At 52.8% G+C, this 26025-nt stretch carries 23 protein-coding genes; 14 read left to right on the top strand and 9 right to left on the bottom strand.

The features are described from left to right. Positions 1-236: 236 nt before the first annotated feature. A complete protein-coding gene (locus FDX04_RS07410) occupies positions 237-1895 on the top strand; it encodes a glycerone kinase (RefSeq protein ID WP_137360677.1) in 1659 nt (552 codons plus the stop codon). Between the two features lie 40 nt (positions 1896-1935). On the opposite strand, the gene cfa is transcribed toward FDX04_RS07410, so the two are convergent. Then, complete coding sequence (gene cfa / locus FDX04_RS07405; protein ID WP_137360676.1) at positions 1936-3090, bottom strand: cyclopropane fatty acyl phospholipid synthase; 1155 nt, start codon at positions 3088-3090, stop codon at positions 1936-1938. A 66-nt stretch (positions 3091-3156) separates the two neighbouring features. Here cfa and FDX04_RS07400 point away from each other — a divergent pair, with 66 nt between their 5' ends. Continuing rightward, on the top strand, positions 3157-4005 hold the full coding sequence (locus FDX04_RS07400) for an AraC family transcriptional regulator (RefSeq protein ID WP_137360675.1): 849 nt from the start codon (positions 3157-3159) through the stop codon (positions 4003-4005). On the opposite strand, the gene FDX04_RS07395 is transcribed toward FDX04_RS07400, so the two are convergent. Then, positions 4006-4779, bottom strand: coding sequence for a siderophore-interacting protein (locus tag FDX04_RS07395; protein ID WP_137360674.1), 774 nt, complete (start codon positions 4777-4779; stop codon positions 4006-4008). A 236-nt stretch (positions 4780-5015) separates the two neighbouring features. On the opposite strand from FDX04_RS07395, the gene FDX04_RS07390 reads away from it, so the two are divergent. Beyond that, positions 5016-5696, top strand: coding sequence for a PadR family transcriptional regulator (locus FDX04_RS07390; RefSeq protein WP_162267385.1), 681 nt, complete (start codon positions 5016-5018; stop codon positions 5694-5696). 52 nt (positions 5697-5748) lie between these two features. On the opposite strand, the gene FDX04_RS07385 is transcribed toward FDX04_RS07390, so the two are convergent. Then, positions 5749-7269: a PAS domain-containing methyl-accepting chemotaxis protein gene (locus FDX04_RS07385; protein WP_061382477.1), complete on the bottom strand. Its 1521-nt coding sequence runs from the start codon at positions 7267-7269 to the stop codon at positions 5749-5751. 429 nt (positions 7270-7698) lie between these two features. Here FDX04_RS07385 and ygjG point away from each other — a divergent pair, with 429 nt between their 5' ends. Both ygjG and FDX04_RS07375 read left to right on the top strand, forming a co-directional pair. Continuing rightward, on the top strand, positions 7699-9078 hold the full coding sequence (gene ygjG / locus FDX04_RS07380; protein ID WP_170972922.1) for a putrescine aminotransferase: 1380 nt from the start codon (positions 7699-7701) through the stop codon (positions 9076-9078). A 215-nt stretch (positions 9079-9293) separates the two neighbouring features. Further along, the gene (locus tag FDX04_RS07375; RefSeq protein ID WP_137360673.1) at positions 9294-11312 is read left to right on the top strand and encodes an NADPH-dependent 2,4-dienoyl-CoA reductase; all 2019 of its coding nucleotides are present in this window, start codon (positions 9294-9296) and stop codon (positions 11310-11312) included. Between the two features lie 12 nt (positions 11313-11324). On the opposite strand, the gene FDX04_RS07370 is transcribed toward FDX04_RS07375, so the two are convergent. From FDX04_RS07370 to rlmG, 3 genes are all read right to left on the bottom strand, one after another. Beyond that, the gene (locus tag FDX04_RS07370) at positions 11325-11741 is read right to left on the bottom strand and encodes a type II toxin-antitoxin system HigA family antitoxin (protein ID WP_137360707.1); all 417 of its coding nucleotides are present in this window, start codon (positions 11739-11741) and stop codon (positions 11325-11327) included. After that, positions 11738-12061, bottom strand: a complete 324-nt coding sequence (locus FDX04_RS07365) for a type II toxin-antitoxin system HigB family toxin (protein ID WP_137360672.1) — start codon at positions 12059-12061, stop codon at positions 11738-11740. Before FDX04_RS07365 ends, FDX04_RS07370 begins: the two co-directional genes overlap by 4 nt. Positions 12062-12265: 204 nt before the next feature. Next, a complete protein-coding gene (gene rlmG, locus FDX04_RS07360; RefSeq protein ID WP_137360671.1) occupies positions 12266-13402 on the bottom strand; it encodes a 23S rRNA (guanine(1835)-N(2))-methyltransferase RlmG in 1137 nt (378 codons plus the stop codon). 82 nt (positions 13403-13484) lie between these two features. Here rlmG and FDX04_RS07355 point away from each other — a divergent pair, with 82 nt between their 5' ends. The 4 genes from FDX04_RS07355 (at position 13485) to sstT (ending at position 17782) form a co-directional block, all read left to right on the top strand. Further along, the gene (locus FDX04_RS07355) at positions 13485-13985 is read left to right on the top strand and encodes a M48 family metallopeptidase (RefSeq protein ID WP_042311118.1); all 501 of its coding nucleotides are present in this window, start codon (positions 13485-13487) and stop codon (positions 13983-13985) included. Between the two features lie 72 nt (positions 13986-14057). Next, positions 14058-15056: a Gfo/Idh/MocA family protein gene (locus tag FDX04_RS07350; protein WP_137360670.1), complete on the top strand. Its 999-nt coding sequence runs from the start codon at positions 14058-14060 to the stop codon at positions 15054-15056. 268 nt (positions 15057-15324) lie between these two features. Then, the gene (locus FDX04_RS07345) at positions 15325-16293 is read left to right on the top strand and encodes a TerC family protein (RefSeq protein ID WP_038642882.1); all 969 of its coding nucleotides are present in this window, start codon (positions 15325-15327) and stop codon (positions 16291-16293) included. Between the two features lie 244 nt (positions 16294-16537). Next, positions 16538-17782: a serine/threonine transporter SstT gene (gene sstT / locus FDX04_RS07340; RefSeq protein WP_061382487.1), complete on the top strand. Its 1245-nt coding sequence runs from the start codon at positions 16538-16540 to the stop codon at positions 17780-17782. Positions 17783-17798: 16 nt separating this feature from the next. Here sstT and FDX04_RS07335 read toward each other — a convergent pair whose 3' ends face one another. The 3 genes from FDX04_RS07335 to uxaC all read right to left on the bottom strand — a co-directional run bounded on the left by FDX04_RS07335 (position 17799) and on the right by uxaC (position 21406). Then, positions 17799-18353 carry a YgjV family protein gene (locus tag FDX04_RS07335; RefSeq protein WP_137370693.1) on the bottom strand — a complete coding sequence of 185 codons (555 nt, stop codon included), beginning with the start codon at positions 18351-18353 and terminating at the stop codon, positions 17799-17801. A gap of 138 nt (positions 18354-18491) precedes the next feature. Beyond that, entirely contained in the window at positions 18492-19979 is a 1488-nt protein-coding gene (locus FDX04_RS07330) for a UxaA family hydrolase (protein ID WP_042311128.1), read from the bottom strand. Positions 19980-19993: 14 nt separating this feature from the next. Further along, the gene (uxaC, locus tag FDX04_RS07325; protein ID WP_042311130.1) at positions 19994-21406 is read right to left on the bottom strand and encodes a glucuronate isomerase; all 1413 of its coding nucleotides are present in this window, start codon (positions 21404-21406) and stop codon (positions 19994-19996) included. A 473-nt stretch (positions 21407-21879) separates the two neighbouring features. On the opposite strand from uxaC, the gene FDX04_RS07320 reads away from it, so the two are divergent. The 5 genes from FDX04_RS07320 (at position 21880) to FDX04_RS07300 (ending at position 26008) form a co-directional block, all read left to right on the top strand. Then, on the top strand, positions 21880-23181 hold the full coding sequence (locus FDX04_RS07320; RefSeq protein ID WP_042311133.1) for an MFS transporter: 1302 nt from the start codon (positions 21880-21882) through the stop codon (positions 23179-23181). Positions 23182-23315: 134 nt separating this feature from the next. After that, positions 23316-24092 (top strand): transcriptional regulator ExuR, encoded by a 777-nt coding sequence (exuR, locus tag FDX04_RS07315; protein ID WP_038634073.1) that lies wholly within the window; start codon positions 23316-23318, stop codon positions 24090-24092. A 349-nt stretch (positions 24093-24441) separates the two neighbouring features. Further along, positions 24442-25104 (top strand): DedA family general envelope maintenance protein YqjA, encoded by a 663-nt coding sequence (gene yqjA / locus FDX04_RS07310; protein WP_003024820.1) that lies wholly within the window; start codon positions 24442-24444, stop codon positions 25102-25104. Between the two features lie 3 nt (positions 25105-25107). Further along, positions 25108-25491 carry an EnvZ/OmpR regulon moderator MzrA gene (gene mzrA / locus FDX04_RS07305; protein ID WP_042311135.1) on the top strand — a complete coding sequence of 128 codons (384 nt, stop codon included), beginning with the start codon at positions 25108-25110 and terminating at the stop codon, positions 25489-25491. A 148-nt stretch (positions 25492-25639) separates the two neighbouring features. After that, on the top strand, positions 25640-26008 hold the full coding sequence (locus FDX04_RS07300; RefSeq protein ID WP_038634079.1) for a DUF1090 domain-containing protein: 369 nt from the start codon (positions 25640-25642) through the stop codon (positions 26006-26008). The last annotated feature ends 17 nt before the right edge of the window (positions 26009-26025 follow it).

Genomic DNA, 26025 nt, shown 5'->3' with positions numbered 1-26025 from the left:
TGCGCCGTGTGGCCTGCTCTGCTCCCAGGAGAAAAAAGTCGAGCTGGTTCGCATTGTGATGATTTCTCGCCTAATTCAGTTTCATTTCGGAACAAAAAACAGCAATCACGTTTCGTAATGAAACTCATTTTCGCGTTGTTTTTTTCCATGCTGACTTCGCCAGAATCTCTCTATCGCCTCCGCACCATGAACATGCATTCGGGGGTTTGTCTTACACTCAACCTCGAGGAGCCGTTATGTCTCAATTCTTTTTTAATCAACGCCCCCATCTCGTTAGCGACGTGATCGACGGTACAATTATCACCAGCCCGTGGAATAACCTGGCGCGTCTGGAGAGCGATCCGGCCATTCGCATCGTGGTTCGCCGCGACCTTAACAAAAATAACGTGGCGGTGATCTCCGGCGGCGGTTCAGGACACGAACCCGCGCACGTTGGGTTTATCGGCAAAGGAATGCTGACCGCGGCGGTCTGCGGCGACGTGTTCGCCTCCCCGAGCGTGGATGCGGTACTGACCGCTATTCAGGCAGTGACCGGTGAGGCTGGCTGTCTGTTGATCGTGAAGAACTACACTGGTGACCGTCTTAATTTCGGTCTCGCCGCCGAGAAAGCGCGACGCCTGGGCTACAACGTTGAAATGCTGATAGTCGGTGACGATATCTCCCTGCCGGATAACAAACATCCGCGTGGCATTGCGGGAACCATCCTGGTGCATAAAATCGCCGGCTATTTCGCTGAACGCGGCTATAACCTCGCCACCGTCCTGCGTGAAGCGCAGTACGCAGCCAACAACACCTTCAGCCTGGGTGTTGCGCTTTCCAGCTGCCATCTGCCGCAAGAAACCGACGCCGCGCCGCGCCATCATCCGGGTCATGCAGAGCTGGGCATGGGGATTCACGGCGAACCGGGAGCCTCGGTTATCGATACGCAAAACAGTGCGCAGGTGGTGAATCTGATGGTGGATAAGCTACTGACGGTCCTGCCTGAAACCGGCAGAGTGGCGGTGATGATTAACAATCTTGGCGGCGTGTCCGTTGCGGAAATGGCTATTATCACCCGCGAACTGGCAAGCAGTCCGCTGTACCCGCGTATCGACTGGCTGATTGGTCCGGCCTCGCTGGTCACCGCGTTGGATATGAAAGGATTCTCACTGACGGCCATCGTGCTTGAAGAGAGCATCGAAAAAGCGCTGCTGACCGAAGTGGAAACCAGCAACTGGCCGACTCCCGTCCCACCGCGTGAAATCAGCTACGCGCCATCATCCCAGCGCAGCGCGCGCGTGGAATTCCAGCCCTCTGCCAACGCGCTGGTCGCCGGGATTGTGGAGCTTATCACCGGAACGCTTTCCGGTCTGGAAGCACATCTCAACGCGCTGGATGCCAAAGTCGGCGATGGCGATACGGGTTCAACCTTTGCCGCTGGCGCGCGTGAAATTGCCAGTCTGCTGCAGCGTCAGCAGCTTCCGCTGGATGACCTTGCCACACTGTTCGCGCTGATTGGCGAACGTCTGACCGTGGTGATGGGCGGTTCCAGCGGCGTGCTGATGTCTATTTTCTTTACTGCCGCCGGGCAGAAACTGGAGCAGGGAGCTAACGTTGCCGAAGCGCTGAATACAGGTCTGGCGCAGATGAAGTTCTACGGCGGCGCAGACGAAGGCGATCGCACCATGATAGATGCCCTGCAACCCGCACTGACCTCACTGCTGGCGCAGCCGCACAACCTGCATGCCGCTTTTGACGCCGCGCAAGCCGGAGCCGAACGAACCTGCCTGTCGAGCAAAGCCAATGCAGGTCGCGCATCGTATCTGAGCAGCGAAAGCTTGTTGGGTAATATGGACCCCGGCGCGCATGCCGTCGCAATGGTATTTAAAGCGCTGGCAGAGAGTGAATTGAGCTAAGCCATAAATGCCTGATGCGCTTCGCGCATCAGGCAGAACGTTAACGATAAACGCGGAGGCCACCCTCGACGCCGCGGCTAAACAGTACCTGCCAAAGCTCAATATCTCTGGCGCGGAAAGCCCCGGCGCAGGCGCATAAATAGTAATTAAACATTCTTCTGAAGGTGGCGGAGTAACGTGAAGACAGCTCCGGCCATGCCTGATTAAAACGCTCGTGCCAGGCCATCAGCGTTTTATCGTAATCGCTGCCAAAGTTATGCCAGTCTTCCATAACAAAGCGCGATTCGCTGGCCTCGGCAATATGCGAAATCGCCGGTAAGCAACCGTTCGGGAAAATGTATTTATTGATCCACGGATCGACGCTCATCCCCTTTTTGTTGCTGCCAATGGTATGCAGCAGGAACAGCCCGTCCGGTTTTAAACAACGGTCGGCGATGCTGAAATAGGTGTCGTAGTTTTTCGGCCCGACGTGTTCGAACATCCCCACGGAAACAATGCGATCGTAGTGTTTATCGAGGTCACGATAATCCTGCAGCAGAATGTTAACGTCCAGCCCTTCACAGCGCTGTTGCGCCATTTTCTGCTGCTCTTTAGAGATAGTGACGCCTTCGACCGCCACGCCATAATGACGCGCTGCATATTCCGCCAGTCCGCCCCAGCCACAACCGATATCGAGTAAACGCATACCCGGTTTGAGTTGTAGCTTCTCACAAATCATTTTCAATTTGGCATTTTGCGCTTCGTCTAATGTGGTGGCGTCTTTCCAGTAACCACAGGAATATTGCATGTGCGGATCCAGCATCAGCGCAAAAAGATCGTTCCCAATATCATAATGCTCTTTACCGACAATCCACGCGCGGCTCCGCGACTGCAAATTAAACAGGCGGGCGCTGGCAATGCGTAAAATATCTTTCAGGTTGCCCGGCATTTGCTGGTCGAGTTTTGCTTTGAGAATTTTGCAGAACAGAATATCGAGCCGCTCGCAGTCCCACCAGCCTTCCATATAGCTTTCACCCAGCCCTAACGAGCCTTGTTGCAGTACCCGCTTAAAGAAACCGGCATGATGAAGCTGAATATCCCAGGCACGAGAGCCATTAATCTGGATATCCGCTTGCGAAAGCAGCTCTTTCCCCATTCGGGTCCAGTTATCATTTGTTTCATTGACGATGACAGCATCTGAACAAAGCGTGTTCATGGTATTTACCAAAGTGGGCTAAAAATCGTTACGCAAGATTATTATGGAAAACTGAATGCATGTATTATGATCTGCGGACAAGATCTATCGAATATCGGACACATCACCGGGAGCATTGACGATTTATTTATGGAGACTCTCGCGCAAAAACAGTGGAATTCATTTCCCGATAACTCCATTACGGAGCTGCCGCAGGACGTGTACTTCCGTTCTTATGTCCTGGAAGCCAACCATCATGTTCCGCTGCATTCGCACTCTTTTATGCAGTTTCATTTCGCCCGTAAAGGCAGCATGCGAATTGATGTCGCCGGCAAATGCTGGATAATTCCAGCGCATTATGGCATCTGGATCCCCAATAATACCGAGCATGCGGTCTGGGCACTGGATGATGTGTATTTAGAGAATCTGGATATTAAGCCGGGTTTTCTTGAAGAGAGCATCAATGAATGTAAAGTGGTGGCGATCAGTGATTTCGCCAGAGAGTTTATTCATTACGCCACCAATTTAATTTCGGGCCATTATGATAGCCAGTCAAAAGAGGGTAAGCTGGTTAGTGTTCTGGTCGATATTATTCTGCAGCTCCCGGAAGTCGCTTTTGTATTACCCTGGCCGCACGATCGCGAATTAACCAAAGTGTGCCGGACAATTCAGGAATCCCCGGCCCTGGAGCATTCGGTTGAATACTGGGCACAGCATCTGGGCATGTCAGCCCGTACCTTTTCACGCCATTTCAAAAAAGAAACCGGATTGCCCTTCAGCGTCTGGAAGCAAAAAATGCGTATTCTGGAATCGGTATTAATGCTGAAAAAAAATAAAAGCGTAACTGCCGTGGCGCTGGATGTGGGGTATTCCAGCACCGCGGCATTTAGCTATGCATTTCGCCAGGCGTTTGGCGTGCCGCCATCGAATTACTGATTAACGGCGTTGATGCCAGTAAGCCGTTGCGCGCACCAGTTGCTGATCGAACGCCTCGGTTTCAAAGCGAACGCTGAGGTTTTTTACCGCCTTGCCTTCGCCGGTAATCCAGATGAAATAATCGTCTGCGGGCACGTTCAGCCGCGATAAATGTTCGTTCACCACCTGTTCGTCATGGCCGATAAACCACTGAATAGTAAACTCGTCGAGATGGGCAAAATAGTCCTGATACGCCGCATCCTGCACGTTTACCAGCGTCGTTACGTTCGGGCGTACCGCTAAACGGCTGAGCGACTCCAGCCGTCGGCGCAGCGCGGGCATGCCTGATTCATCACACACGTAAACCTGATACGCATAATCCTCTGGCACCACCAAAGAACCGCGCGGACCACCGATCGTCAGCTTGTCACCCTCGCGAGCATTCATCGCCCATGTGCTCGCCACGCCACCGTCATGAATATAAAAATCCAGCGCCAGCTCATGGCGCGCTTCGTCATACAACGGCGTGTAGTCACGGGAGAGCGGACGTACGCCGTCAGCCCAGACAATGCCTTCATCGGTGACAACAGGCGGCACAAAATGGCTGCCCGGCTCCGGGAAAAAGACCTTGGTATGGTCATCAAAACCGTGCGAGCTAAAACCGTCCAGCGCGTCACCGCCCAGTACGATGCGCTGAAAACCCGCGCTAATACGTTCTACGCGCAGGACGGTAAGTTCACGGAAGCGCAGTTCATTGCGAACGCGCTGTGGGTAGCGTGAGGTGTTTTTTGTCATTTTTTCGCCTTCGTGAAGATAATACGATATATCTAAATTTATTTTTAAATGATAATGATTGCTAATCAAAAAGATTGCAAGCACTTTTTTGATATAGTCAGCTTGTGATTAAACAGCGATCAGCAATCCATGAAAACCATTAATAATCATCAAATTAAACAAAAATTATTTTATAGACTTGCAAGCCGATAAACTTTAGATATAAATTAGATATATCTAAACAACATCAGGAGACGATGATGCAAAACCATCATGAAGGTTGCTGTAAACATACAGAGCACCAACACGAAGGCTGCTGCAAGGGTGAAGGACATCACCACGAAAGCCGCCACAGTGAGCACCATGCAGGCTGCTGCAAAAGTGAAGAGCATCGCCACGCAGGCTGTCACCAGGAACATCACCACGAACAGGGTTGCGGACGCCGCCACGGTCGCGGCGGAGGTGGTGGTCGTCGCCAGCGCTTCTTCGGTCACGGCGAATTACGCCTGGTGATTCTGGATATCCTGACCCGCGACGCCAGCCACGGCTATGAACTGATTAAAGCGATTGAAACCCTGACCCAGGGTAACTACACCCCGAGCCCGGGCGTTATCTATCCGACGCTGGATCTGTTGCAGGATCAGGCCCTGATCGCCATCAGCGACGAGGAAGGCGGGCGTAAGCAAATTGCCATCACGACTCAAGGTCTGCAGTGGCTGGATGAGAACCGCGAACATCTGGAACATATCCACGAACGTATTAAAGCCCGCTGTGTGGGTTTTGAATTACGTAAAAATCCACAGATGAAACGCGCGCTGGAGAACTTCAAAGCTGTGCTGGACCTACGCGTCAATCATGGTGATACCAGCGAGGCGCAGATCAAAAAAATCATTGGTATTATCGATCGCGCCGCGCTGGACATTACTCAGTTAGATTAATCTGCGCAGCAGGCGGAACCCGTGTCCGGCGTTGCGCCTGCTGTGGTTAAGATTAATGCAACACCGTGACCGCATCTTCCAGACGACCCGCGCGATGTTTCACCATCGCGGAAATCTGGGCACTCTCTTCAACCAGTTCGGCGTTTTTCTGCGTGATGCTACTCAATTCATTCACCGCACGAGTCAGGCTGGAAAGACCATCGGACTGTTCCAGCGTTGAGTGGCTGATTTGGGCGATCAACTGAGTGACGTTTTGCACCTGCGCCACAATATCGTCCATCGTGCGCCCCGCGGCGTGCACCTGATCGGAGCCGGACTGCACCTTATCGGCGCTGGCATCAATCAGCTTGCGAATATCATTGGCTGCACTGGCGCTACGACTGGCAAGATGACGCACTTCTCCCGCCACTACGGCGAAGCCTTTGCCCTGCTCGCCCGCCCTCGCGGCTTCAACGGCGGCGTTCAAAGCCAGAATATTGGTCTGGAAAGCAATATCGTTAATCAGCGTGGTAATGGTGCCGATCCGCTGAGTGCTGTTGGCAATATCATCCATGGTTTTGATGACGGTATCCATCGCCTCGCCGCCGTGCGTTGCCGCGCTGCTGGCAGCAATCGAGAGTTTATCGGCTGCGGCGGCGGTCTCAGAATTTTGTTTCACCGACGCCGCCATCTGATTCATGGTGGCCACCGTTTCCTGCACATTCTCTACGGTCTGCTGCGTATGCTTGTTTAAATCATCACTGCCTTTCGCCAGCGTTTCGCTGTCGCTGCGCACACAACTCACCTGGCTGGAGACATCATGGATGAGCCAACGGCACATTAACCCCAGTTGCCCCACCGCTCGCAGCATCAAGCCCAGTTCATCGCTGCGGTTAAGATGCGACACGCTGTTGCGCTCACCGGTCGCCACTTTCAACGCCTGACACGCGACATTCTCGATGGGACGCACAATTTGCCATTCGAAAATAGCCGTCCCCAGCAGCATTACCAACGCACTCATCAACAGTAACGGCCATTCGGCGCCCATTTGCTGCAATGCGGTCGCCAGTACGACAAACATCAATGCCATCACGCTGCGTACCCGCCAGCGAATCGGCAGTGCCGGGAGTTTACCCAGCCAGCCTTTGCGTACCACCAAACCTTTATGAATACGTCGGTTGCAACGTCCTTCATTCAGCGCCTTATATAAAGGCTCTACTGCCGCAATCTCTTCGTCAGTTGCCCGGGTGCGAATCGACATATACCCGGTCACTCGCCCTTCCCGCACCATCGGCACCGCGTTGGCCCTCACCCAGTAGTGATCGCCATTCTTACGCCGGTTTTTCACAATGCCGCTCCACGGCTCACCCTGTTTGAGGGTGTACCACATATCCGCGAATGCCGCTTTTGGCATGTCCGGATGACGAACCAGGTTGTGCGGCTTATCGAGCAATTCATTCAGTTGATAGCCGCTGACCTGGACAAAGGTATCGTTAGCATGAGTGATATAGCTTTGTAAGTCGGTGGTGGACATGAGGGTGATATCATCATCCAGCGGTGTATTTTGCTGACTAACGTAGGGATGAGCAGACATGATTGCGTCCTGTGCAGGTTATCTGGTTGTTAACTCTTTCGGCTTATGTTATTTCGGCGATAATTTTTTTATCTTTAGTTGTTAAATTTGATTTAGATCGCAATTTGCGATTAAACCTCAAAATCTGTACGCATTCTAATTCATTGATTTAAAGTACTTTCATTAAGTAACTATTCAATTACGCTTCTTCTCCGCACCGTCACAGTGCAAATATTGCCCATTTTTAGCGCAAATACGCGTTTATTCGATCTGTTTTCAGGTGTCAAATCTGGGCAAAATGCCAGCAAATGTTAAATACCGGCATTAAATGTTGCACAAATAAGATGTTTCCTGGTGTTTATCCCGATTTTTGCTATGCGCGCCGGAATGGCGCAATCCCTGCAATACTTAAATCAGTATCATGTGATACGCCAGCTCCGGGAGCATATTTTGAACAGGTTACCTTCCAGCGCATCGGCCCTGGCCTGCAGCGCACACGCACTGAATCTCATCGAAAAGCGCACGCTTGATCATGAGGAAATGAAATCATTAAACCGAGAGGTGATTGAGTACTTTAAGGAGCATGTCAATCCGGGGTTCTTAGAGTATCGAAAATCTGTAACTGCAGGCGGGGATTACGGAGCCGTAGAGTGGCAAGCGGGAAGCCTTAATACGCTTGTCGACACCCAGGGACAGGAGTTTGTTGATTGCCTGGGCGGTTTTGGCATTTTCAACGTGGGGCACCGTAATCCAGTCGTGGTTTCCGCCGTACAGAACCAACTCGCGAAACAACCTCTGCACAGCCAGGAGTTACTTGACCCGTTGCGGGCCATGCTGGCAAAAACCCTCGCCGCACTGGCGCCCGGTAAACTGAAATACAGTTTTTTCTGTAACAGCGGGACCGAGTCGGTTGAAGCCGCCCTGAAGCTGGCGAAAGCGTATCAATCGCCGCGCGGTAAATTTACATTTATTGCCACCAGCGGCGCATTCCATGGTAAATCCCTCGGCGCGCTATCCGCCACGGCGAAATCCACCTTCCGTAAACCCTTTATGCCGCTGCTGCCGGGATTCCGCCATGTGCCATTTGGCGATATTAACGCGATGCGTACCATGCTCAGCGAGTGTAAAAAGACCGGTGACGACGTCGCCGCCGTGATCCTTGAGCCTATTCAGGGCGAAGGGGGCGTGATCCTGCCGCCGCAAGGGTATTTGACCGCCGTTCGTAAGCTCTGTGATGAGTTTGGCGCACTGATGATCCTTGACGAAGTGCAGACCGGCATGGGTCGTACCGGCAAAATGTTCGCCTGCGAGCACGAAAACGTGCAGCCGGATATTATGTGTCTGGCAAAAGCGTTGGGCGGCGGCGTGATGCCGATTGGCGCAACCATTGCCACCGAAGAGGTGTTCTCCGTCCTGTTCGATAATCCTTTCCTGCATACCACTACGTTTGGCGGCAACCCGCTCGCTTGTGCGGCGGCGCTGGCCACCATTAACGTCCTGCTGGAGCAAAATTTACCGGCTCAGGCAGAGCAGAAAGGCGATATGTTGCTGGATGGTTTCCGCCAGCTTGCGCGGGAATACCCGGATCTGGTACACGATGTACGCGGCAAAGGCATGTTGATGGCGATTGAGTTTGTCGATAATGAAATCGGCTATAACTTTGCCAGTGAGATGTTCCGCCAGCAGGTGCTGGTCGCCGGGACGCTGAACAATGCCAAGACGATCCGCATCGAACCGCCGCTAACGTTAACGATCGAGCAATGCGATCTGGTGTTGCGATCAACACGCAAAGCCCTGGCAGCATTACGGGTGAGCGTGGAGCAGATGTAATACCTGTCGGATGGCGCTGCGAGTATCTGACCTACGAAAGTGTGTCCTTTGTAGGCTCAGGCGTAGCCGCCATCCGGCAAATTCGTTCTCTGGCTCCACTCCTTTTTTGAATCCCATCACAATCACGGCATTCCCCTTTTCCCTTTTACGCTGCGACGGCTAAATTATTAACTCATCCGACCACATAACAATAATTTTACATACTGGACACGTTTATGAGCTATCCGTCGCTGTTCGCCCCGCTCGATTTAGGCTTCACCACGCTTAAAAACCGCGTGCTGATGGGTTCAATGCATACCGGGCTGGAGGAATATCCCGACGGGGCAGAACGGTTGGCCGCGTTCTATGCCGAACGCGCCCGTCACGGCGTGGCTCTGATTGTGACCGGAGGCATTGCGCCATCGTTATCCGGCGTGGGTATGGAAGGCGGCGCGGTGCTGAATGATACCAGCCAGCTCGCGCATCATCGCGTGATTACCGATGCCGTGCATGACGAAGGCGGCAAAATCGCTCTGCAAATCCTGCATACCGGGCGTTACAGCTATCAGCCGCATCTGGTGGCGCCTTCTGCCATTCAGGCCCCCATCAACCGTTTTACGCCGCATGAACTGACGCACGATGAAGTGCTGCAGCTGATTGAGGATTTTGCCCACTGCGCGCAGCTGGCGCGAGAAGCGGGCTACGATGGCGTGGAAGTGATGGGCTCGGAAGGGTATCTCATCAACGAATTCCTGACCCTGCGCACCAATCAGCGCGACGACGAATGGGGCGGTGATTATGCCAACCGCATGCGTTTTGCCGTCGAGGTGGTACGGGCAGTACGTCAGCGTGCCGGCAATGACTTTATTATTATCTTCCGCCTGTCGATGCTCGATCTGGTAGAAAACGGCGGCACCTTCGAGGAAACAGTCCAGTTGGCGCAGGCTGTAGAAGCCGCAGGCGCAACCATTATCAACACCGGTATTGGCTGGCACGAGGCGCGTATCCCCACCATCGCCACCCCGGTGCCGCGGGGTGCATTTAGCTGGGTGACGCGCAAGCTGAAAGGTCATGTGACGATCCCCCTGGTCACCACCAACCGCATTAACGATCCTAAAGTCGCCGATGACATTCTGGCCCGCGGCGATGCCGATATGGTGTCGATGGCCCGTCCGTTCCTCGCCGACGCCGAACTGCTGTCAAAAGCGCAAAGCGGACGAGCGGATGAAATCAATACCTGTATCGGTTGCAACCAGGCCTGCCTGGATCAGATCTTCGTCGGCAAAGTCACCTCTTGTCTGGTGAATCCACGCGCCTGCCATGAAACCAAAATGCCGATCGTTGCGGTAACTGTGCCGAAAAATCTGGCGGTTGTCGGCGCGGGTCCTGCTGGCCTCGCCTTCGCCATTAATGCCGCCGCGCGCGGGCATCACGTGACGCTGTTTGACACCCATAGCGAGATTGGCGGACAGTTTAATATCGCCAAACAGATCCCCGGCAAAGAAGAATTCTATGAAACCCTGCGCTACTACCGTCGGATGATCGACGTGACGGGCGTGACGCTAAGGCTGAACCACATTGTCACCGCGCGCGATCTGGAAACTTTTGACGAGGCAATCCTCGCCAGTGGGATCGAACCACGGATGCCACCGATCGCGGGGATCGATCACCCTAAAGTGCTGAGCTATCTCGACGTCCTGCGCGATAAAGCGCCGGTGGGCAAACGCGTTGCCATCATTGGCTGCGGCGGGATCGGCTTTGATACCGCCATGTATCTGAGCCAGCCAGGCGATCCCACCAGCCAGAACATTGCTGAGTTCTGTGTGGAATGGGGGATCGACACCAGCCTGCAACAGCCTGGCGGCTTACGCCCGGAAGGTCCGCACTTATCCCGCAGTCCGCGTCAGATAGTGATGTTGCAGCGCAAGGCCAGCAAACCGGGGCAAGGTTTAGGTAAAACGACGGGCTGGATCCATCGCGCCACCCTGCTCTCACGCGGCGTGAAAATGATCCCGGCGGTCAGTTACCAGAAAATTGATGATGATGGGTTACACGTTGTGTTGAACGGCGAACCAGTGATCTTTAACGTGGATAACGTGGTGATTTGCGCCGGACAAGAGCCACGCCGTGAGCTGGTCGAACCGCTCCACGCGGCAGGTAAAACAGTGCATCTGATCGGCGGCTGCGATGTGGCGATGGAACTGGATGCCCGGCGCGCCATTGCGCAAGGCACCCGACTGGCACTGGAAATTTAACTCTATGTAGGATTAATCGATGAATAACGCTGGGGAAAGGCCAAATCGTGCAGACAGCTTTTTAGCATGCTCCAGCGTTAGTTTTCGCTGGCCATTTAAAACTCGCGACACCATCGATTTGCTGCCTATTTCGTCTGCAAAATCGGAAAGCGTCAGATGATACTGATCCATAAGGGTGCGCAAAACCGCAATACCCGCCGGAATAGCCTCAATCTCTTCCCGTAATGCACGTAATTCCGGCTGATTGTCTTCATATGCGCGGATGCGAACACACAACAGGTCAACCAGCGGATTTGTTGGGTCGCTTATCAGTAATTCGGCCACCAGTTCCAGAGCGTAACGATGATCGGCTTCAGTGGGGTTATCTCCCAGAAGGGGGATTTCTGCAACCAATGTCTTTGTTGCTTTAAGGGCTCTTGCTGACATCATAACCATGATTTTTTCCCCTTCGTTCTGTGCCTATCTGTAAACCTGTCGTACTCGGTGTGGTTAAAGATGTGTCTAATGTAAAACTTCTGACTTTCAAAAAAGATCAACGCAATAACTCTAATATTATTGTTAGCTATATTTACTACGTAGTGCTTATCAAGATATTTGAAGTTATCCAGTGAGGGATAAAATTCCCTCAGTGCTTCTGGCGTAGGGCAGTATGCTTTCGCAATAGTCTTAGCAAATAACTTAATTTCTTTTGCATACTGAGGAAATCTTTCACATCCCTCGTCAATTGCGATCATTGAAATCAGGTGCATTCTTTATCACGTCCGTTGACAAATTGGCAATATCATAACACGAGTTGCCAAATTGGCAACACCATGAGCTTGTATAAATCCGCGTAACGATACGCCGGAGATCACCACAGATGTAGGGGGCCAACGGAGAGAGTTTATGGTTTGCGAACACGATTCCAAAACCATGCCGGATAAGGCGCTCACGCCGCCATCCGGCACTCGCGATTACCGACGACGACCTAATTTCACCGCTTTCAGAATCACAAACTTATTATTGGTGGCGATGGTCTCGCAGTTACCAAAAATCTTCTTCAGCTTATGGAAGTAATCGAGGTGACGGTTCGCCACAATATACAGCTCACCGTTAATCTTCAGGCAGCGGCGGGCGTGATGGAACATCTCCCAGGCGATATTGTCGGTCAGCGCGTGCTTCTGATGGAACGGCGGGTTGCACAGGACGGCATTAAAGCGGAACGGCTCAACCCCGGACAGCGCGTTGTTAATCATAAACTCGCAGCGATCCAGCGCCTCAGGCATATTGCTTTCGACGTTCAGACGACTTGACGCCACCGCCATCGGCGATTCATCCACAAACACCACGCTGGCTTGTGGGTTTTTCTCCAGCAATGTCAGGCCAATCACGCCATTCCCACAGCCGAGATCGACAATCTCCCCTTCAAGATTTGCAGGCAGGTGCTCGATAAAGAAGCGCGCGCCGATATCCAGCCCGGTACGAGAGAAGACGTTGGCGTGGTTATGGATAGTCCAGTCGGTGCCTTCCAGTTTCCAGCTCAGCGTTTGCGAAGCAGCGGCCAGTTCAGGTTTGCTGAACGTACAGTTGATCAGACGGGCTTTTTTCCACGCCAGCGTCGTGGTGGTTGGACCCAACACCTTTTCAAACAGCTCCAGCGTCGAGGTATGAATGTCGCGTGCTTTCGCTCCGGCAATAATCCGCGTTTGCGGCGTCACCACTTCACGCAGCGCGCGTAACTGCTGCTCCAGCAACGCCATGGTTTTGGGGACTTTAATCAGTACCACGCCCGGCGCCTGCGGGTATTCCGCGGTGCTGTCGAGGAACTTGACGCTCGACTCGGCGATATCGTTGTGACGCAGGTTTTCACGCGTCGCCAGCTCGCTTAAGTAGGAGTCGCCAATGCTGTATGGCGTATGTTCCGCCAGCGCACAGCCCAGCGCGCCAAAGGTATCATTCAGGATCAGCACCGGGCCGCTAATCTCGGTATCGTCCAGCTGTTGCAGCAGATATTCATCCGCCGCTTCCCACGCCAGAAGCGGGTTAACGTCATCCGTCTCCGGGAAACGTTTAAGTGACAGCGAACGGAAACCGTTGTCTATGTGGCTCATCGGCCCTCCTGAATGGTAAAATTTCGGCATATCCCTGAAAAGGGTGCGTGAGTATACACTTTTATGATTTGCGTGGACATTAATGAACCAACTAACTTATCTCCAGGGCTATCCTGAGCACTTACTCGCCCAGGTTCGAACCTTGATTAGCGAGCAGCGTCTGGGTGCAGTGCTGGAGAAGCGCTATCCGGGTACGCATGACTTCGCGACCGACAAAGCGCTGTGGCAATACACCCAGGATCTGAAAAACCAGTTTCTGCGCAATGCTCCACCGCTGAATAAGGTGATGTACGACAGCAAGATCCACGTTCTGAAGAATGCGCTGGGGCTGCATACCGCCGTCTCCCGCGTGCAGGGCGGCAAGCTAAAAGCCAAAGCGGAGATCCGCGTGGCGACCGTTTTTCGCAATGCCCCGGAACCCTTCCTGCGTATGATCGTGGTCCATGAACTGGCGCATCTGAAAGAAAAAGAGCATGACAAAGCGTTTTACCAACTGTGCTGTCATATGGAACCTCAGTACCATCAACTGGAGTTCGATACCCGCCTGTGGTTAACGCAACAATCGTTAAAGCAAAGTGCGTAGTCGCGCACTGGCTTTGTCTTCAAGGCATGTTAAATTGACGAAAGGATCCCTTTTAGCAGCCTGAAGGCCTTTATGATACGTTTCGCAGTAATTGGCACAAACTGGATCACCCGCCAGTTTGTCGATGCCGCCCATGAAACCGGCAAGTATAAGTTAACCGCAGTTTATTCCCGCAGTCTTGAGCAGGCACAGACCTTCGCCAACGATTACCCTGTCGAGCACCTGTTTACCTCGCTGGAGGCGATGGCCAATAGTGATGCGATTGACGCCGTCTACATCGCCAGTCCAAACTCCCTGCACTTCCCGCAGACAGAGCTATTTTTGCAGCACAAAAAGCATGTCATTTGCGAAAAGCCGCTGGCCTCAAATCTGGCGCAAGTTGAAGCCGCTATCGCCTGCGCGCGCGAAAATCAGGTGGTGCTGTTTGAAGCATTTAAGACCGCCAGCCTGCCTAACTTCCTGCTGTTGCAGCAAGCGTTACCCAAAGTGGGCAGAATCAGGAAAGCGTTTATCAATTACTGCCAGTACTCCTCGCGTTACCAGCGTTATCTGGACGGTGAAAATCCGAATACGTTTAATCCAGCGTTCTCTAACGGTTCGATTATGGATATCGGCTTTTACTGCCTGGCCTCAGCGGTTGCGCTGTGGGGAGAGCCGCTAAGCGTGCAGGCCAGCGCCAGCCTGCTGGAAAGCGGTGTGGATGCCCACGGCGTGGTCGTACTGAATTACGGTGATTTCAGCGTCACACTCCAGCACTCCAAAGTCAGCGACTCGGTATTAGCCAGTGAAATTCAGGGCGAGTCGGGTTCGCTGGTCATTGAGCATATCTCTGAGTGTCAGAAAGTGTGCTTCGTGGCGCGTGGTGGCAAAACGCAGGATCTTACGGTGCCTCAGCATATCAATACGATGCTGTATGAGGCAGAGGCTTTTGCTCATCTGGTTGAATCCGGCGAAGTGGATCATCCGGCACTGAGCGTCAGCCGTATTACCGCCAAACTGCAAACGGAAATTCGCCGTCAGACCGGCGTGATTTTCCCGGCAGATGAAACGGCGACATCGCTGACTGCGTAAAGGTATGTAAAACAAATGTTGCAGGCCATTGACTGCATGCATGGCCTGTAATATTTTGTAACCCGCAAAGGGGAGTAACTTCGTTGTCGGTTGATCGTCATTACGATGTGTGCAAAACCACATCCGGTCACCGGGCGATAACAAAGGAATACGCTATCGTATTCCTTTGTTGTTGTAAGTGAGACCTTGCCGAATGGCAAGGTCTATGCATAAAAAGCAGCGGCTAACGTCATTCGGCGTTGGCCGTTTTTTTATGCATGGGGGAATTATGAATACTGTCGGCACACCGTTGTTGTGGGGCGGCTTCGCTGTTGTGGTGGTGATTATGTTGGCCATCGACCTGTTGCTGCAGGGTCGTCGTGGCGCACATACCATGTCGATGAAGCAGGCGGCGGCCTGGTCCATCGTCTGGGTCACGCTGTCGTTACTGTTTAACGCCGCATTCTGGTGGTACCTGGCCCAAACGCAGGGCCGCGCCGTTGCCGACCCACAGGCGCTGGCGTTTCTTACCGGCTATCTGATCGAGAAATCACTGGCGGTAGATAACGTCTTTGTCTGGCTGATGCTGTTCAGCTACTTCTCGGTACCGCCTGCGTTGCAGCGTCGGGTACTGGTGTACGGCGTACTGGGCGCGATTGTGCTGCGTACGATTATGATCTTCGCAGGTAGCTGGCTTATCGCCCAGTTCGAATGGCTGCTGTACGTGTTTGGCGCGTTCCTGCTGTTTACCGGCGTGAAGATGGCACTGGCGAAAGAAGATGCTTCCGGTATCGGCGACAGACCGTTAGTCCGCTGGCTGCGTAGTCATTTACGCATGACCGATACCATCGAAGACGAAAAATTCTTCGTGCGTAAAAACGGACTGCTGTTCGTCACGCCGTTGATGCTGGTGTTGATTCTGGTTGAGCTGAGTGATGTCATTTTTGCCGTCGACAGTATTCCGGCCATCTTCGCCGTCACAACCGACCCGTTCATCGTGTTGACCTCAAACCTGTTTGCTATTTTGGGTCTGCGTGCGATGTACTTCCTGCTGGCTGGCGTGGCAGAGCGTTTCTCCATGCTGAAATACGGCTTGTCGGTCATTTTGGTGTTTATCGGTATTAAGATGCTGATCGTCGATTTCTATCATATCCCGATCGCTATCTCGTTAGGCGTGGTGTTCGGTATTCTGTTCGTTACGCTGGTCGTGAATGCGTGGGTTAATCACCAGCACGATAAAAAGCAGCAAATACAGTAAGTTTCATCCGCTAGCTGAAAAAGCCCGACAGCACACTGCGTGCGTCGGGCTTTTTGTTTATCATGTCAAATTAATGTTAATTTAAAGTTATAAAACATGATCTGAACGCAAAAATCAGGAGATTTCGCTTCCCGGGACTTCATCTTTCCTTATACTCAACCAGGCAAACACTTTGTTACATCCAGAAAGATGCATCATCAGAATGCACACTGGATGGGCAACAACACAATGAAAGGATTACTACATGACTACGCAACGTTCATCGGGGCTATTCTCGCGTTTGGCGCAAGGGAGCCTGGTTAAACAAATTTTGATCGGTTTGGTACTGGGGATATTGTTGGCGCTGGTGTCAAAACCTGCTGCAGAAGCCGTCGGGCTGTTGGGTACGCTGTTCGTTGGCGCATTAAAAGCCGTGGCCCCTGTTCTGGTCCTGATGCTGGTTATGGCGTCCATCGCCAACCACCAGCACGGACAAAAAACCAATATCCGTCCAATCCTGTTCCTTTACCTGCTCGGTACTTTTTCCGCAGCGTTAGCAGCGGTTGTCTTCAGCTTCGCCTTCCCGTCCACACTGCATCTTTCCAGCAGCGCCAGCGACATCGTACCGCCATCCGGCATTGTCGAAGTGATGCGTGGCCTGCTGATGAGTATGGTTTCTAACCCGATTGATGCCCTGCTTAACGCCAACTATATCGGCATTCTGGTATGGGCCGTCGGCCTGGGCTTTGCGCTGCGTCATGGGAATGAAACGACCAAAAATCTGGTCAATGATATGTCCAACGCCGTCACCTTTATGGTGAAGCTGGTGATTCGTTTCGCGCCAATTGGGATCTTCGGCCTGGTCTCCTCCACGCTGGCAACCACCGGTTTTGCCACGCTTTGGGGCTACGCTCAGCTGCTGACCGTGCTGGTAGGTTGTATGCTGCTGGTAGCGCTGGTGGTTAACCCGCTGCTGGTATTCTGGAAAATTCGCCGTAACCCGTATCCGCTGGTGCTGGCCTGTCTGCGTGAAAGCGGCGTGTATGCCTTCTTTACCCGCAGCTCCGCGGCAAACATTCCGGTGAATATGGCGCTGTGTGAGAAGTTGAATCTGGATCGTGATACCTACTCGGTTTCTATTCCGCTGGGGGCCACCATCAATATGGCGGGTGCAGCGATCACCATTACCGTGCTGACGCTGGCGGCGGTGAATACGCTGGGTATTCCGGTCGATTTACCGACAGCGCTGTTACTCAGCGTGGTGGCTTCGCTGTGTGCCTGCGGCGCATCGGGCGTGGCGGGTGGTTCTCTGCTGTTAATCCCCCTGGCATGCAACATGTTCGGGATTCCGAATGATATCGCCATGCAGGTGGTTGCCGTTGGCTTTATCATCGGAGTGCTGCAGGACTCCTGTGAAACGGCATTAAACTCTTCTACAGACGTCCTGTTTACCGCTGCTGCCTGTCAGGCAGAAGACGAACGTCTGGCCAACAACGCCCTGCGCGGCTAATCTCTGCTCCCCTCCGTCATCGGGCGGAGGGGTTACTATCTTGTACGCTTTTTTCAATTTTGAACGGATCAATTCCGCGTTTTTGCATCCGCCGGAAGCGAATAATATTCAAGCCGTTCATCATCAGAAAACTCCCTTCGATCATCGTCCCGCCAATCGATCCCAGCCAGAAGTTATGGATAACCCAGCAAGCGGTTGCGCACCACATAACGCAACGCACGGTTAACCCCTGGCAGCGAAACAGCGCCCAAGTGCTGGCCAGCGTGCCGATTATCGGCAACAGCTCCATCGCATGCTGTAATTTCGCAAGCCCGAGAACCAAGGTGAGGATAATAAAAACGGTCATTACCCACAGTTTGCGGGTATGCATCGAGACGAGTGTGCGGATGGTATTAAGCTCGGCACTCATTCCTGCAGGCCAGGCGCCCATCAGGAAAAAATGCACGCCAATGGTGGCGCTATAGACAGCGAGTTGCAGCCGGAACCGACGCTCATCGCGATTGAAAAAGGTGGTAATGCCGATTAGAAAGGCGATGACACCTACGCCCTGGGCCAGCCAATACGCGGTCATGCAAGCAACCCCAATTCTATCTCGTAGGCCGGATAAGGCGAGTTCGCCACCATCCGGCAACGGTTTGTGCCTGATGGCGCTGCGCTTATCAGGCCTACGGTTTGCGCAGACCTGTATGCAGGTACCATCAGGTATTTACTACAACGTTACGCCGCTTTTAAATATCGCTAACTCTCTAAAATCATTCCGCTCGTTGCAGGTTTGCTTACCGTTGGCGAAATCGACGATGGTATCGACAAATTCTTCCAGTAACTGCGGCATCGCTTTGCCGTGGATCAGTTGTCCGGCATCAAAATCGATCCAGTGCTTTTTCTTCGCTGCCAGCTCGCTGTTGGTAGCAATTTTCACCGTCGGCACAAATCCACCGTACGGCGTACCGCGACCGGTACTGAACAGCACCATATGACAGCCCGCTCCAGCCAGTGCACTGGTGGCGACTGCGTCGTTACCCGGCGCGCTCAGCAGGTTCAGACCGTGCGTTTTCAGGCGTTCACCGTAGCGCAGTACGTCCACCACCTGGCTGGAGCCTGCTTTTTGGGTACAGCCGAGAGATTTATCTTCCAGGGTGGTGATACCACCCGCTTTGTTGCCCGGCGATGGGTTTTCGTAGATCGGCTGGTCGTGAGCAATGAAGTACTGTTTGAAGTCATTCACCATAGTGACCAGCTTGCCGAACGTTTCTTCGTCACGGCAGTGGTCCATCAGCAACTGCTCGGCGCCGAACATTTCCGGTACTTCGGTCAGCACGGTGGTGCCGCCGTTGGCAATGACATAGTCGGAGAAGCGGCCCAGCATCGGGTTGGCGGTAATACCGGACAGGCCGTCAGAGCCGCCGCATTCGAGACCAAACTTCAGCTCGCCCAGCTTACCGGGTTCACGCTTATCGTTACGCATCACGTTGTACAACTGGTGAAGATGTTCGATCCCCGCTTCCACTTCGTCTTCCTGGTGTTGGCAGACCATAAAGTGAACGCGATCGGGATCGTACTCGCCTAAGGTTTCACGAAAAGCGTCAACCTGGTTGTTTTCACAGCCGAGACCGACCACCAGCACTGCGCCCGCGTTCGGGTGGCGCACCATGTTTTGCAGCATGGTGCGGGTGTTGATATGGTCGTCACCCAGTTGCGAGCAGCCGTAGGTGTGGCTGAAGAGATGCACGCCGTCGATCCCTTCGGCATCGTTGGTCTCTTTCAGGAAGCGATTCTGCATCTGACGGGCCATGGCGTTGACGCAGCCTACTGTCGGCAGGATCCACAGTTCATTACGCACGCCAACATCGCCGTTGGCACGACGGTAGATCTGTACATCACGATCCGCCGGTTGCGCCTCAGGTTCCTGAAAGTCGGGTTGATAGCTATATTCATCCAGATCGCTCAGATTGGTACGCGTGTTATGAGCATGAATATGCTCGCCCGCCGCGATATCAGCCAGAGCATGGCCGATCGGCAGGCCATATTTCATGACGTTCTCACCCTGCGCGATATCGCAAAGCGCGAACTTATGCCCACGAGAGACCGCCTGGCGCAGGGTTACCGCCTGCCCGTCAACGGTAACTTCGGTTCCTTCAGCCAAATCAGCGAGCGCTACCGCAACGTTATCCAGCGTATGGATCTTGATGTATTGCATATCAACCCCGGACCTTAGTTCAGTTCAATGGCGAAGTAATCGCGCGCATTGTTGAAACAAATGTTTTTCACCATTTCACCCAGCAGTTGGATGTCGGCTGGGGCTTCGCCCGCAGCAACCCAACGACCGATCATCTGGCACAGAATACGACGGAAGTATTCGTGACGGGTGTAAGACAGGAAGCTACGGCTGTCGGTCAGCATGCCGACGAAGCGGCTCAGCAGGCCCAGTTGCGCCAGCTGTGTCATCTGACGTTCCATCCCGTCTTTCTGATCGTTGAACCACCAGCCGGAACCGAACTGCATCTTGCCCGGCATGCCTTCGCCCTGGAAGTTACCGATCATGGTGCCCAGCACTTCGTTATCGCGCGGGTTCAGGCAGTACAGAATGGTTTTCGGCAGCAGGTTCTGTTCGTTCTGCTTGCTCAGCAGTTTGGACAGCTCTTCCGCCATCGGACGGTCGTTGATGGAGTCGAAGCCGACGTCCGCGCCCAACAGTTTGAACTGACGTAGGTTGTTATTACGCAGCGCGCCGATGTGGTACTGCTGTACCCATTCGCGACGTGCGTATTCTGCACCGAGGAACACCAGTACAGCGGTTTTGAACTGGGCAACTTCGTGCTCGCTCAGGGTTTCACCGGCCAGACGACGCGCCAGGATGCTATCCAGCTCCGCTTCGTTAGATTCCGCGAAAAGTACAACGTCCAGCGCGTGGTCAGACACTTTACAGCCGTGAGCGGCGAAGTGGTCCAGGCGTTTGGTCAGCGCGGTCTGCAGGTCAGCGAAACGACGGATATCGGTGTCAGAGACTTCACCGAGCTTGGCCATGTAATCGTTAAAGGTCGCCAGTTCGATGTTGAAGGCTTTATCCGGACGCCAGCTTGGCAGCACTTTTACGTCGAAGGAGCCGTCTTTAGCAACGGCCGCGTGGTGCTCCAGAGAATCGATCGGGTCATCGGTGGTGCCGACCATTTTCACGTTCATCTGCTTCATGATACCGCGCGCGGAGAATTGATCCTGCGCCAGCAGTTCGTTGCACTGGTTCCAGATTTCGTCAGCCGTTGCCGGAGACAGCAACTTACCTGTAATACCAAACGGGCGACGCAACTCGAGGTGGGTCCAGTGGTACAGCGGGTTACCGATAGTGTGCGGAACCGTAGCGGCCCAGGCATCAAACTTCTCACGATCGGAGGCATCGCCGGTACACAGGCGCTCAGCAACGCCGTTGGTACGCATCGCACGCCACTTATAGTGGTCACCCTTCAGCCAGATGTCATACAGGTTATTAAAACGGTAGTTTTCAGCGATTTGTTGCGGTGGTAAATGGCAGTGGTAATCGAAGATCGGCTGGTCTTTGGCGTAATCATGATACAGACGGCGGGCAAATTCGGTATCCAGCAGGAAATCTTCAGTCATAAACGGGGTCATTATCGTCTTCCTCTCAACGAGTGCGTCAGATTGCTTATGTTTTGATGTTGACAAAGTTATCACACCAATTTCCACACACTGAAGATATTTTCGTGAGTTAGATCAACAAATGATGACAAAAAAATTACTCTCAAAGAGGTAAATCATGCCTCAAGCCGCGCCAGCACTGGCTTTGCTGAATCGAAATAATGACCACACGAAGATTCACACTTTTGTGATGGCACTCACCTTTTAAAGTTGTATGACAAGTTATCTTTTGGCCGTCGCGATACATAAGTCGACGGAATGCAAATTACCGATGTATCACCATCGGATTGACCGGTACGGAAACCGAATTAGCACAACTATTGACATGGCAACGTTCGGGGAGTACCGGCTTTTTTTTCGGTTCCCCCCTCGTAAAAGAACATCCTCCGCTCTGAACTGGAAGATGACCGCTCGTTCGCGGACATAACAAAACGATGAGGTTTTACATGCGTAAAATTAAAGGGTTACGTTGGTACATGATCGCACTGGTGACGCTTGGCACCGTGCTGGGTTACCTGACACGTAACACTGTGGCGGCAGCTGCGCCGACTCTGATGGAAGAGTTACACATCTCCACTCAACAGTATTCCTATATCATCGCAGCGTATTCTGCTGCTTACACCGTAATGCAACCCGTTGCTGGCTACGTGCTTGATGTTCTCGGCACGAAAATAGGTTACGCGATGTTCGCCGTTCTGTGGGCCGTCTTCTGTGGCGCGACCGCACTGGCTGGCAGCTGGGGTGGCCTGGCGTTGGCGCGAGGCGCTGTAGGTGCCGCTGAAGCCGCAATGATCCCGGCCGGTCTGAAAGCCAGTTCTGAATGGTTCCCGGCAAAAGAGCGTTCAATTGCCGTCGGTTACTTCAACGTCGGTTCTTCTATCGGCGCGATGATCGCCCCGCCGCTGGTGGTCTGGGCTATCGTCATGCACAGCTGGCAAATGGCATTCATTATTTCCGGTGCCCTAAGCTTCATCTGGGCGATGTCCTGGCTGGTGTTCTATAAACACCCACGCGACCAGAAAAAACTGTCTGACGAAGAACGTGATTACATTCTGAACGGCCAGGAATCACAGCATAAAAACACGACCTCGAAGAAAATGTCGCTCGGCCAGATCCTGCGTAACCGCCAGTTCTGGGGCATCGCGCTGCCGCGTTTCCTGGCTGAACCGGCGTGGGGGACTTTCAACGCCTGGATCCCGCTGTTCATGTTTAAAGTCTACGGCTTTAACCTGAAAGAAATCGCCATGTTTGCCTGGATGCCGATGCTGTTTGCTGACCTGGGCTGTATCGTTGGGGGTTACCTGCCACCGCTGTTCCAGCGTTGGTTTGGCGTAAACCTGATCGTGTCCCGTAAAATGGTGGTCACCATGGGCGCGCTGCTGATGATTGGCCCAGGGATGATTGGTCTGTTCACCAGCCCGTACATCGCTATCGCCCTGCTGTGCGTCGGCGGCTTTGCTCACCAGGCGCTGTCCGGTGCGCTGATTACACTCTCTTCTGACGTATTTGGTCGTAATGAAGTGGCAACCGCGAACGGTCTGACCGGTATGTCCGCCTGGCTTGCCAGTACGCTGTTTGCCCTGGTCGTTGGCGCGCTGGCCGACACCATCGGCTTTAGCCCGCTGTTCGCCGTGCTGGCGGTATTCGACCTGCTTGGCGCGTTAGTCATCTGGACGGTACTGCAGAACAAATCAGCCAGCGAGATAGATTCAGGTCCGCAAACTGGCGATCCCGCGACGCAAAGTTAACCGGATGCGATACACAAAGGTTATATAATGCTAAGCCGTCAGTTATCTGGCGGCTTTTTTGTCCTCGCGAGTGGAGGCGTAATCGCAAAAGTGGTATAACAAATATAGTCTGCCGTATCATGCCTGGAGCGCATATGGAAATCACCGAACCACGCCGTTTATACCAACAACTTGCCGCTGATCTTAAAGAACGCATCGAGCAGGGTGTCTATCTGGTGGGTGACAAACTCCCCGCCGAGCGCTTTATCGCCGATGAAAAAAATGTCAGCCGTACCGTGGTTCGTGAAGCGATTATCATGCTGGAAGTTGAGGGCTATGTTGAGGTGCGTAAAGGATCGGGGATCCACGTCATCTCTAACCAACCCAAACATTATGTTGCTCCCGACGAAGGTTTGGAATTCGCCAGCTACGGTCCTTTTGAATTGCTGCAAGCGCGTCAACTTATTGAGAGCAACATCGCCGAGTTTGCCGCCACCCAGGTGACCAAGCAGGACATTATGAAACTGATGGAAATCCAGGAGAAGTCGCGCAACGAAAAAAGCTTTCGTGACTCCGAGTGGGATCTCCAGTTCCATGTGCAGGTTGCGCTGGCCACGCAGAACTCCGCCCTGGCCGCCATCGTGGAAAAAATGTGGACTCAGCGTATCCATAACCCCTACTGGAAAAAACTGCACGACCACATCGACTCGCGTACGGTCGATAACTGGTGCGATGACCATGACCAGATCCTACGGGCGCTGATTCGCAAAGATCCCCATGCCGCTAAACTGGCGATGTGGCAGCACCTTGAGAACACGAAGCAGATGCTGTTTAACGAAACCAGCGATGATTTTGAGTTCAACGCGGACCGTTACCTTTTTACTGAAAATCCGGTCGTTCATCTCGATACGGCTGCTAACGGCGCAAAATAATCAATCTTATCGATACAGGCGTGACGGCACGCCTGTACCTGATGCTGAGTAAGCATTAGGTATAAAATGTCAGCCTGTGTAAATCCTCTCGCCTCCCTCTAATGCGATAAGCAAAATCAGAGTTCAGCAACCGTAATTTCTATAACGGACAACGTTGACCTTTGTTACAATTAGATGCTATTTGAATTTTTGTGTTTAAGAGCTTGCTAACTTCACAACTTCACAGGGAACAGTTCAGGCCGTGAATTTGTATCAGACCGCGCACCTTGCAAAAAACATCAATAAAATCGCGGCGTTACAAAATCCAGAAAAACCGGCATGACGATAACCGATTCTCCAGGAATATTGAATGGAACTACTGACTCAATTACTGAATGCTTTATGGGCTCAGGATTTTGAAACTCTGGCCAATCCTTCCATGATTGGCATGCTCTATTTTGTACTATTTACCATTTTGTTTCTGGAAAATGGACTGCTGCCAGCTGCGTTTTTACCCGGCGACAGTTTGCTGGTACTGGTCGGCGTACTTATTGCCAAAGGCGCAATGGGTTTTCCGCAAACAGTACTGCTACTCACCACCGCGGCCAGCCTCGGCTGTTGGCTCAGTTATATCCAGGGGCGATGGCTGGGGAATACCCGCACCGTACAAAATTGGTTGTCGCACCTTCCTGCGCATTATCATCAGCGCGCACATCATCTTTTTCATAAGCATGGCTTGTCTGCGCTGCTGGTTGGTCGCTTCATTGCGTTTGTCAGAACATTATTGCCGACCATCGCAGGGTTATCCGGCCTGAATAATGCGCGCTTTCAGTTCTTTAACTGGATGAGCGGATTGCTTTGGGTCCTGATCCTCACAACGCTTGGCTATCTGCTGGGTAAAACGCCGGTATTTCTTAAGTATGAAGATCAGCTCATGTCTTGCCTGATGCTGCTTCCTGTGGTGTTACTGGTGTTTGGTCTGGCTGGTTCACTGGTTGTGCTGTGGAAAAAGAAATACGGGAACCGAGGATAAATTATGCTGAAATCATGCATAACGTTCCGACGACTTGCCTGGACCACTACCTTTATGCTGTTTATCGGCGCGCTGCTCCTGACCTGGTCGGTTATTCGTCAGCAGGAGTCAACGCTTGCCATTCGCGCAGTAAACCAGGGAGCCAGCATGCCTGATGGCTTCTCTATCTGGCATCACCTGGATGCCAACGGCATTCGCTTTAAAAGCATTACTCCGCAAAATGACGCGCTGCTGATCACTTTTGATTCCAGCGCGCAGAGCGCAGCCGCCAAAGTCGTGCTGGACCGTACGTTACCGCATGGTTTCGTTATTGCTCAGCAGGATGATGATAATCAGGCGGTGCAGTGGTTATCCCGCTTACGTGATACCCCGCACCGTTTTGGTTAATCTCCAGGAATCTGAATTAGATCACTCACTTTGGTGATTTCACCGTTTAGCGCCTATGATTAATAAACTGGGATTGTGACCCAACGTTTTATTAATCTGGAGCATCGACCGCACGCCACAACGTCGAATCACAATGGAAGGTTCAAGAATGAAATACCGCATCGCTTTGGCTATTAGCCTTTTCGCTCTCAGTGCCGGCAGTTACGCCACCACCCTCTGTCAGGAAAAAGAACAGGATATTCAGCGGGAGATTAGCTATGCCGAAAAGCACAACAATCAGAACCGCATCAATGGTCTGAACAAAGCGCTTAGCGAGGTTCGGGCTAACTGTACTGACAGCAAACTGCGCGCCGACCATCAGAAAAAAATCGCAGAGCAGAAAGATGAGATAGCCGAGCGTCAAGATGATTTAGCCGAGGCGAAGCAAAAAGGCGATGCGGATAAAATTGCCAAACGCGAACGTAAGCTTGCCGAAGCTCAGAATGAGCTGAAAGAACTCGAATCACGCGATTACTAAGTACGGTAACTACCCAC

The organism is Citrobacter sp. wls615 (genome assembly GCF_005281355.1).
Lineage (GTDB): Bacteria > Pseudomonadota > Gammaproteobacteria > Enterobacterales > Enterobacteriaceae > Citrobacter > Citrobacter werkmanii.
The sequence above is the reverse complement of the archived record's forward strand: the minus strand, read 5'-3'. Positions and strand labels throughout refer to the sequence as shown.

Bases quoted from the DNA above. Each gene is read 5' to 3' on its own strand.
- FDX04_RS07410 (WP_137360677.1), top strand. From the start codon at position 237: ATGTCTCAATTCTTTTTTAATCAACGCCCCCATCTCGTTAGCGACGTG.
- cfa (WP_137360676.1), bottom strand. From the start codon at position 3,090: ATGAACACGCTTTGTTCAGATGCTGTCATCGTCAATGAAACAAATGAT.
- FDX04_RS07400 (WP_137360675.1), top strand. From the start codon at position 3,157: ATGATCTGCGGACAAGATCTATCGAATATCGGACACATCACCGGGAGC.
- FDX04_RS07395 (WP_137360674.1), bottom strand. From the start codon at position 4,779: ATGACAAAAAACACCTCACGCTACCCACAGCGCGTTCGCAATGAACTG.
- FDX04_RS07390 (WP_162267385.1), top strand. From the start codon at position 5,016: ATGATGCAAAACCATCATGAAGGTTGCTGTAAACATACAGAGCACCAA.
- FDX04_RS07385 (WP_061382477.1), bottom strand. From the start codon at position 7,269: ATGTCTGCTCATCCCTACGTTAGTCAGCAAAATACACCGCTGGATGAT.
- FDX04_RS07375 (WP_137360673.1), top strand. From the start codon at position 9,294: ATGAGCTATCCGTCGCTGTTCGCCCCGCTCGATTTAGGCTTCACCACG.
- FDX04_RS07370 (WP_137360707.1), bottom strand. From the start codon at position 11,741: ATGATGTCAGCAAGAGCCCTTAAAGCAACAAAGACATTGGTTGCAGAA.
- FDX04_RS07365 (WP_137360672.1), bottom strand. From the start codon at position 12,061: ATGCACCTGATTTCAATGATCGCAATTGACGAGGGATGTGAAAGATTT.
- rlmG (WP_137360671.1), bottom strand. From the start codon at position 13,402: ATGAGCCACATAGACAACGGTTTCCGTTCGCTGTCACTTAAACGTTTC.
- FDX04_RS07355 (WP_042311118.1), top strand. From the start codon at position 13,485: ATGAACCAACTAACTTATCTCCAGGGCTATCCTGAGCACTTACTCGCC.
- FDX04_RS07350 (WP_137360670.1), top strand. From the start codon at position 14,058: ATGATACGTTTCGCAGTAATTGGCACAAACTGGATCACCCGCCAGTTT.
- FDX04_RS07345 (WP_038642882.1), top strand. From the start codon at position 15,325: ATGAATACTGTCGGCACACCGTTGTTGTGGGGCGGCTTCGCTGTTGTG.
- sstT (WP_061382487.1), top strand. From the start codon at position 16,538: ATGACTACGCAACGTTCATCGGGGCTATTCTCGCGTTTGGCGCAAGGG.
- FDX04_RS07335 (WP_137370693.1), bottom strand. From the start codon at position 18,353: ATGACCGCGTATTGGCTGGCCCAGGGCGTAGGTGTCATCGCCTTTCTA.
- FDX04_RS07330 (WP_042311128.1), bottom strand. From the start codon at position 19,979: ATGCAATACATCAAGATCCATACGCTGGATAACGTTGCGGTAGCGCTC.
- uxaC (WP_042311130.1), bottom strand. From the start codon at position 21,406: ATGACCCCGTTTATGACTGAAGATTTCCTGCTGGATACCGAATTTGCC.
- FDX04_RS07320 (WP_042311133.1), top strand. From the start codon at position 21,880: ATGCGTAAAATTAAAGGGTTACGTTGGTACATGATCGCACTGGTGACG.
- exuR (WP_038634073.1), top strand. From the start codon at position 23,316: ATGGAAATCACCGAACCACGCCGTTTATACCAACAACTTGCCGCTGAT.
- yqjA (WP_003024820.1), top strand. From the start codon at position 24,442: ATGGAACTACTGACTCAATTACTGAATGCTTTATGGGCTCAGGATTTT.
- mzrA (WP_042311135.1), top strand. From the start codon at position 25,108: ATGCTGAAATCATGCATAACGTTCCGACGACTTGCCTGGACCACTACC.
- FDX04_RS07300 (WP_038634079.1), top strand. From the start codon at position 25,640: ATGAAATACCGCATCGCTTTGGCTATTAGCCTTTTCGCTCTCAGTGCC.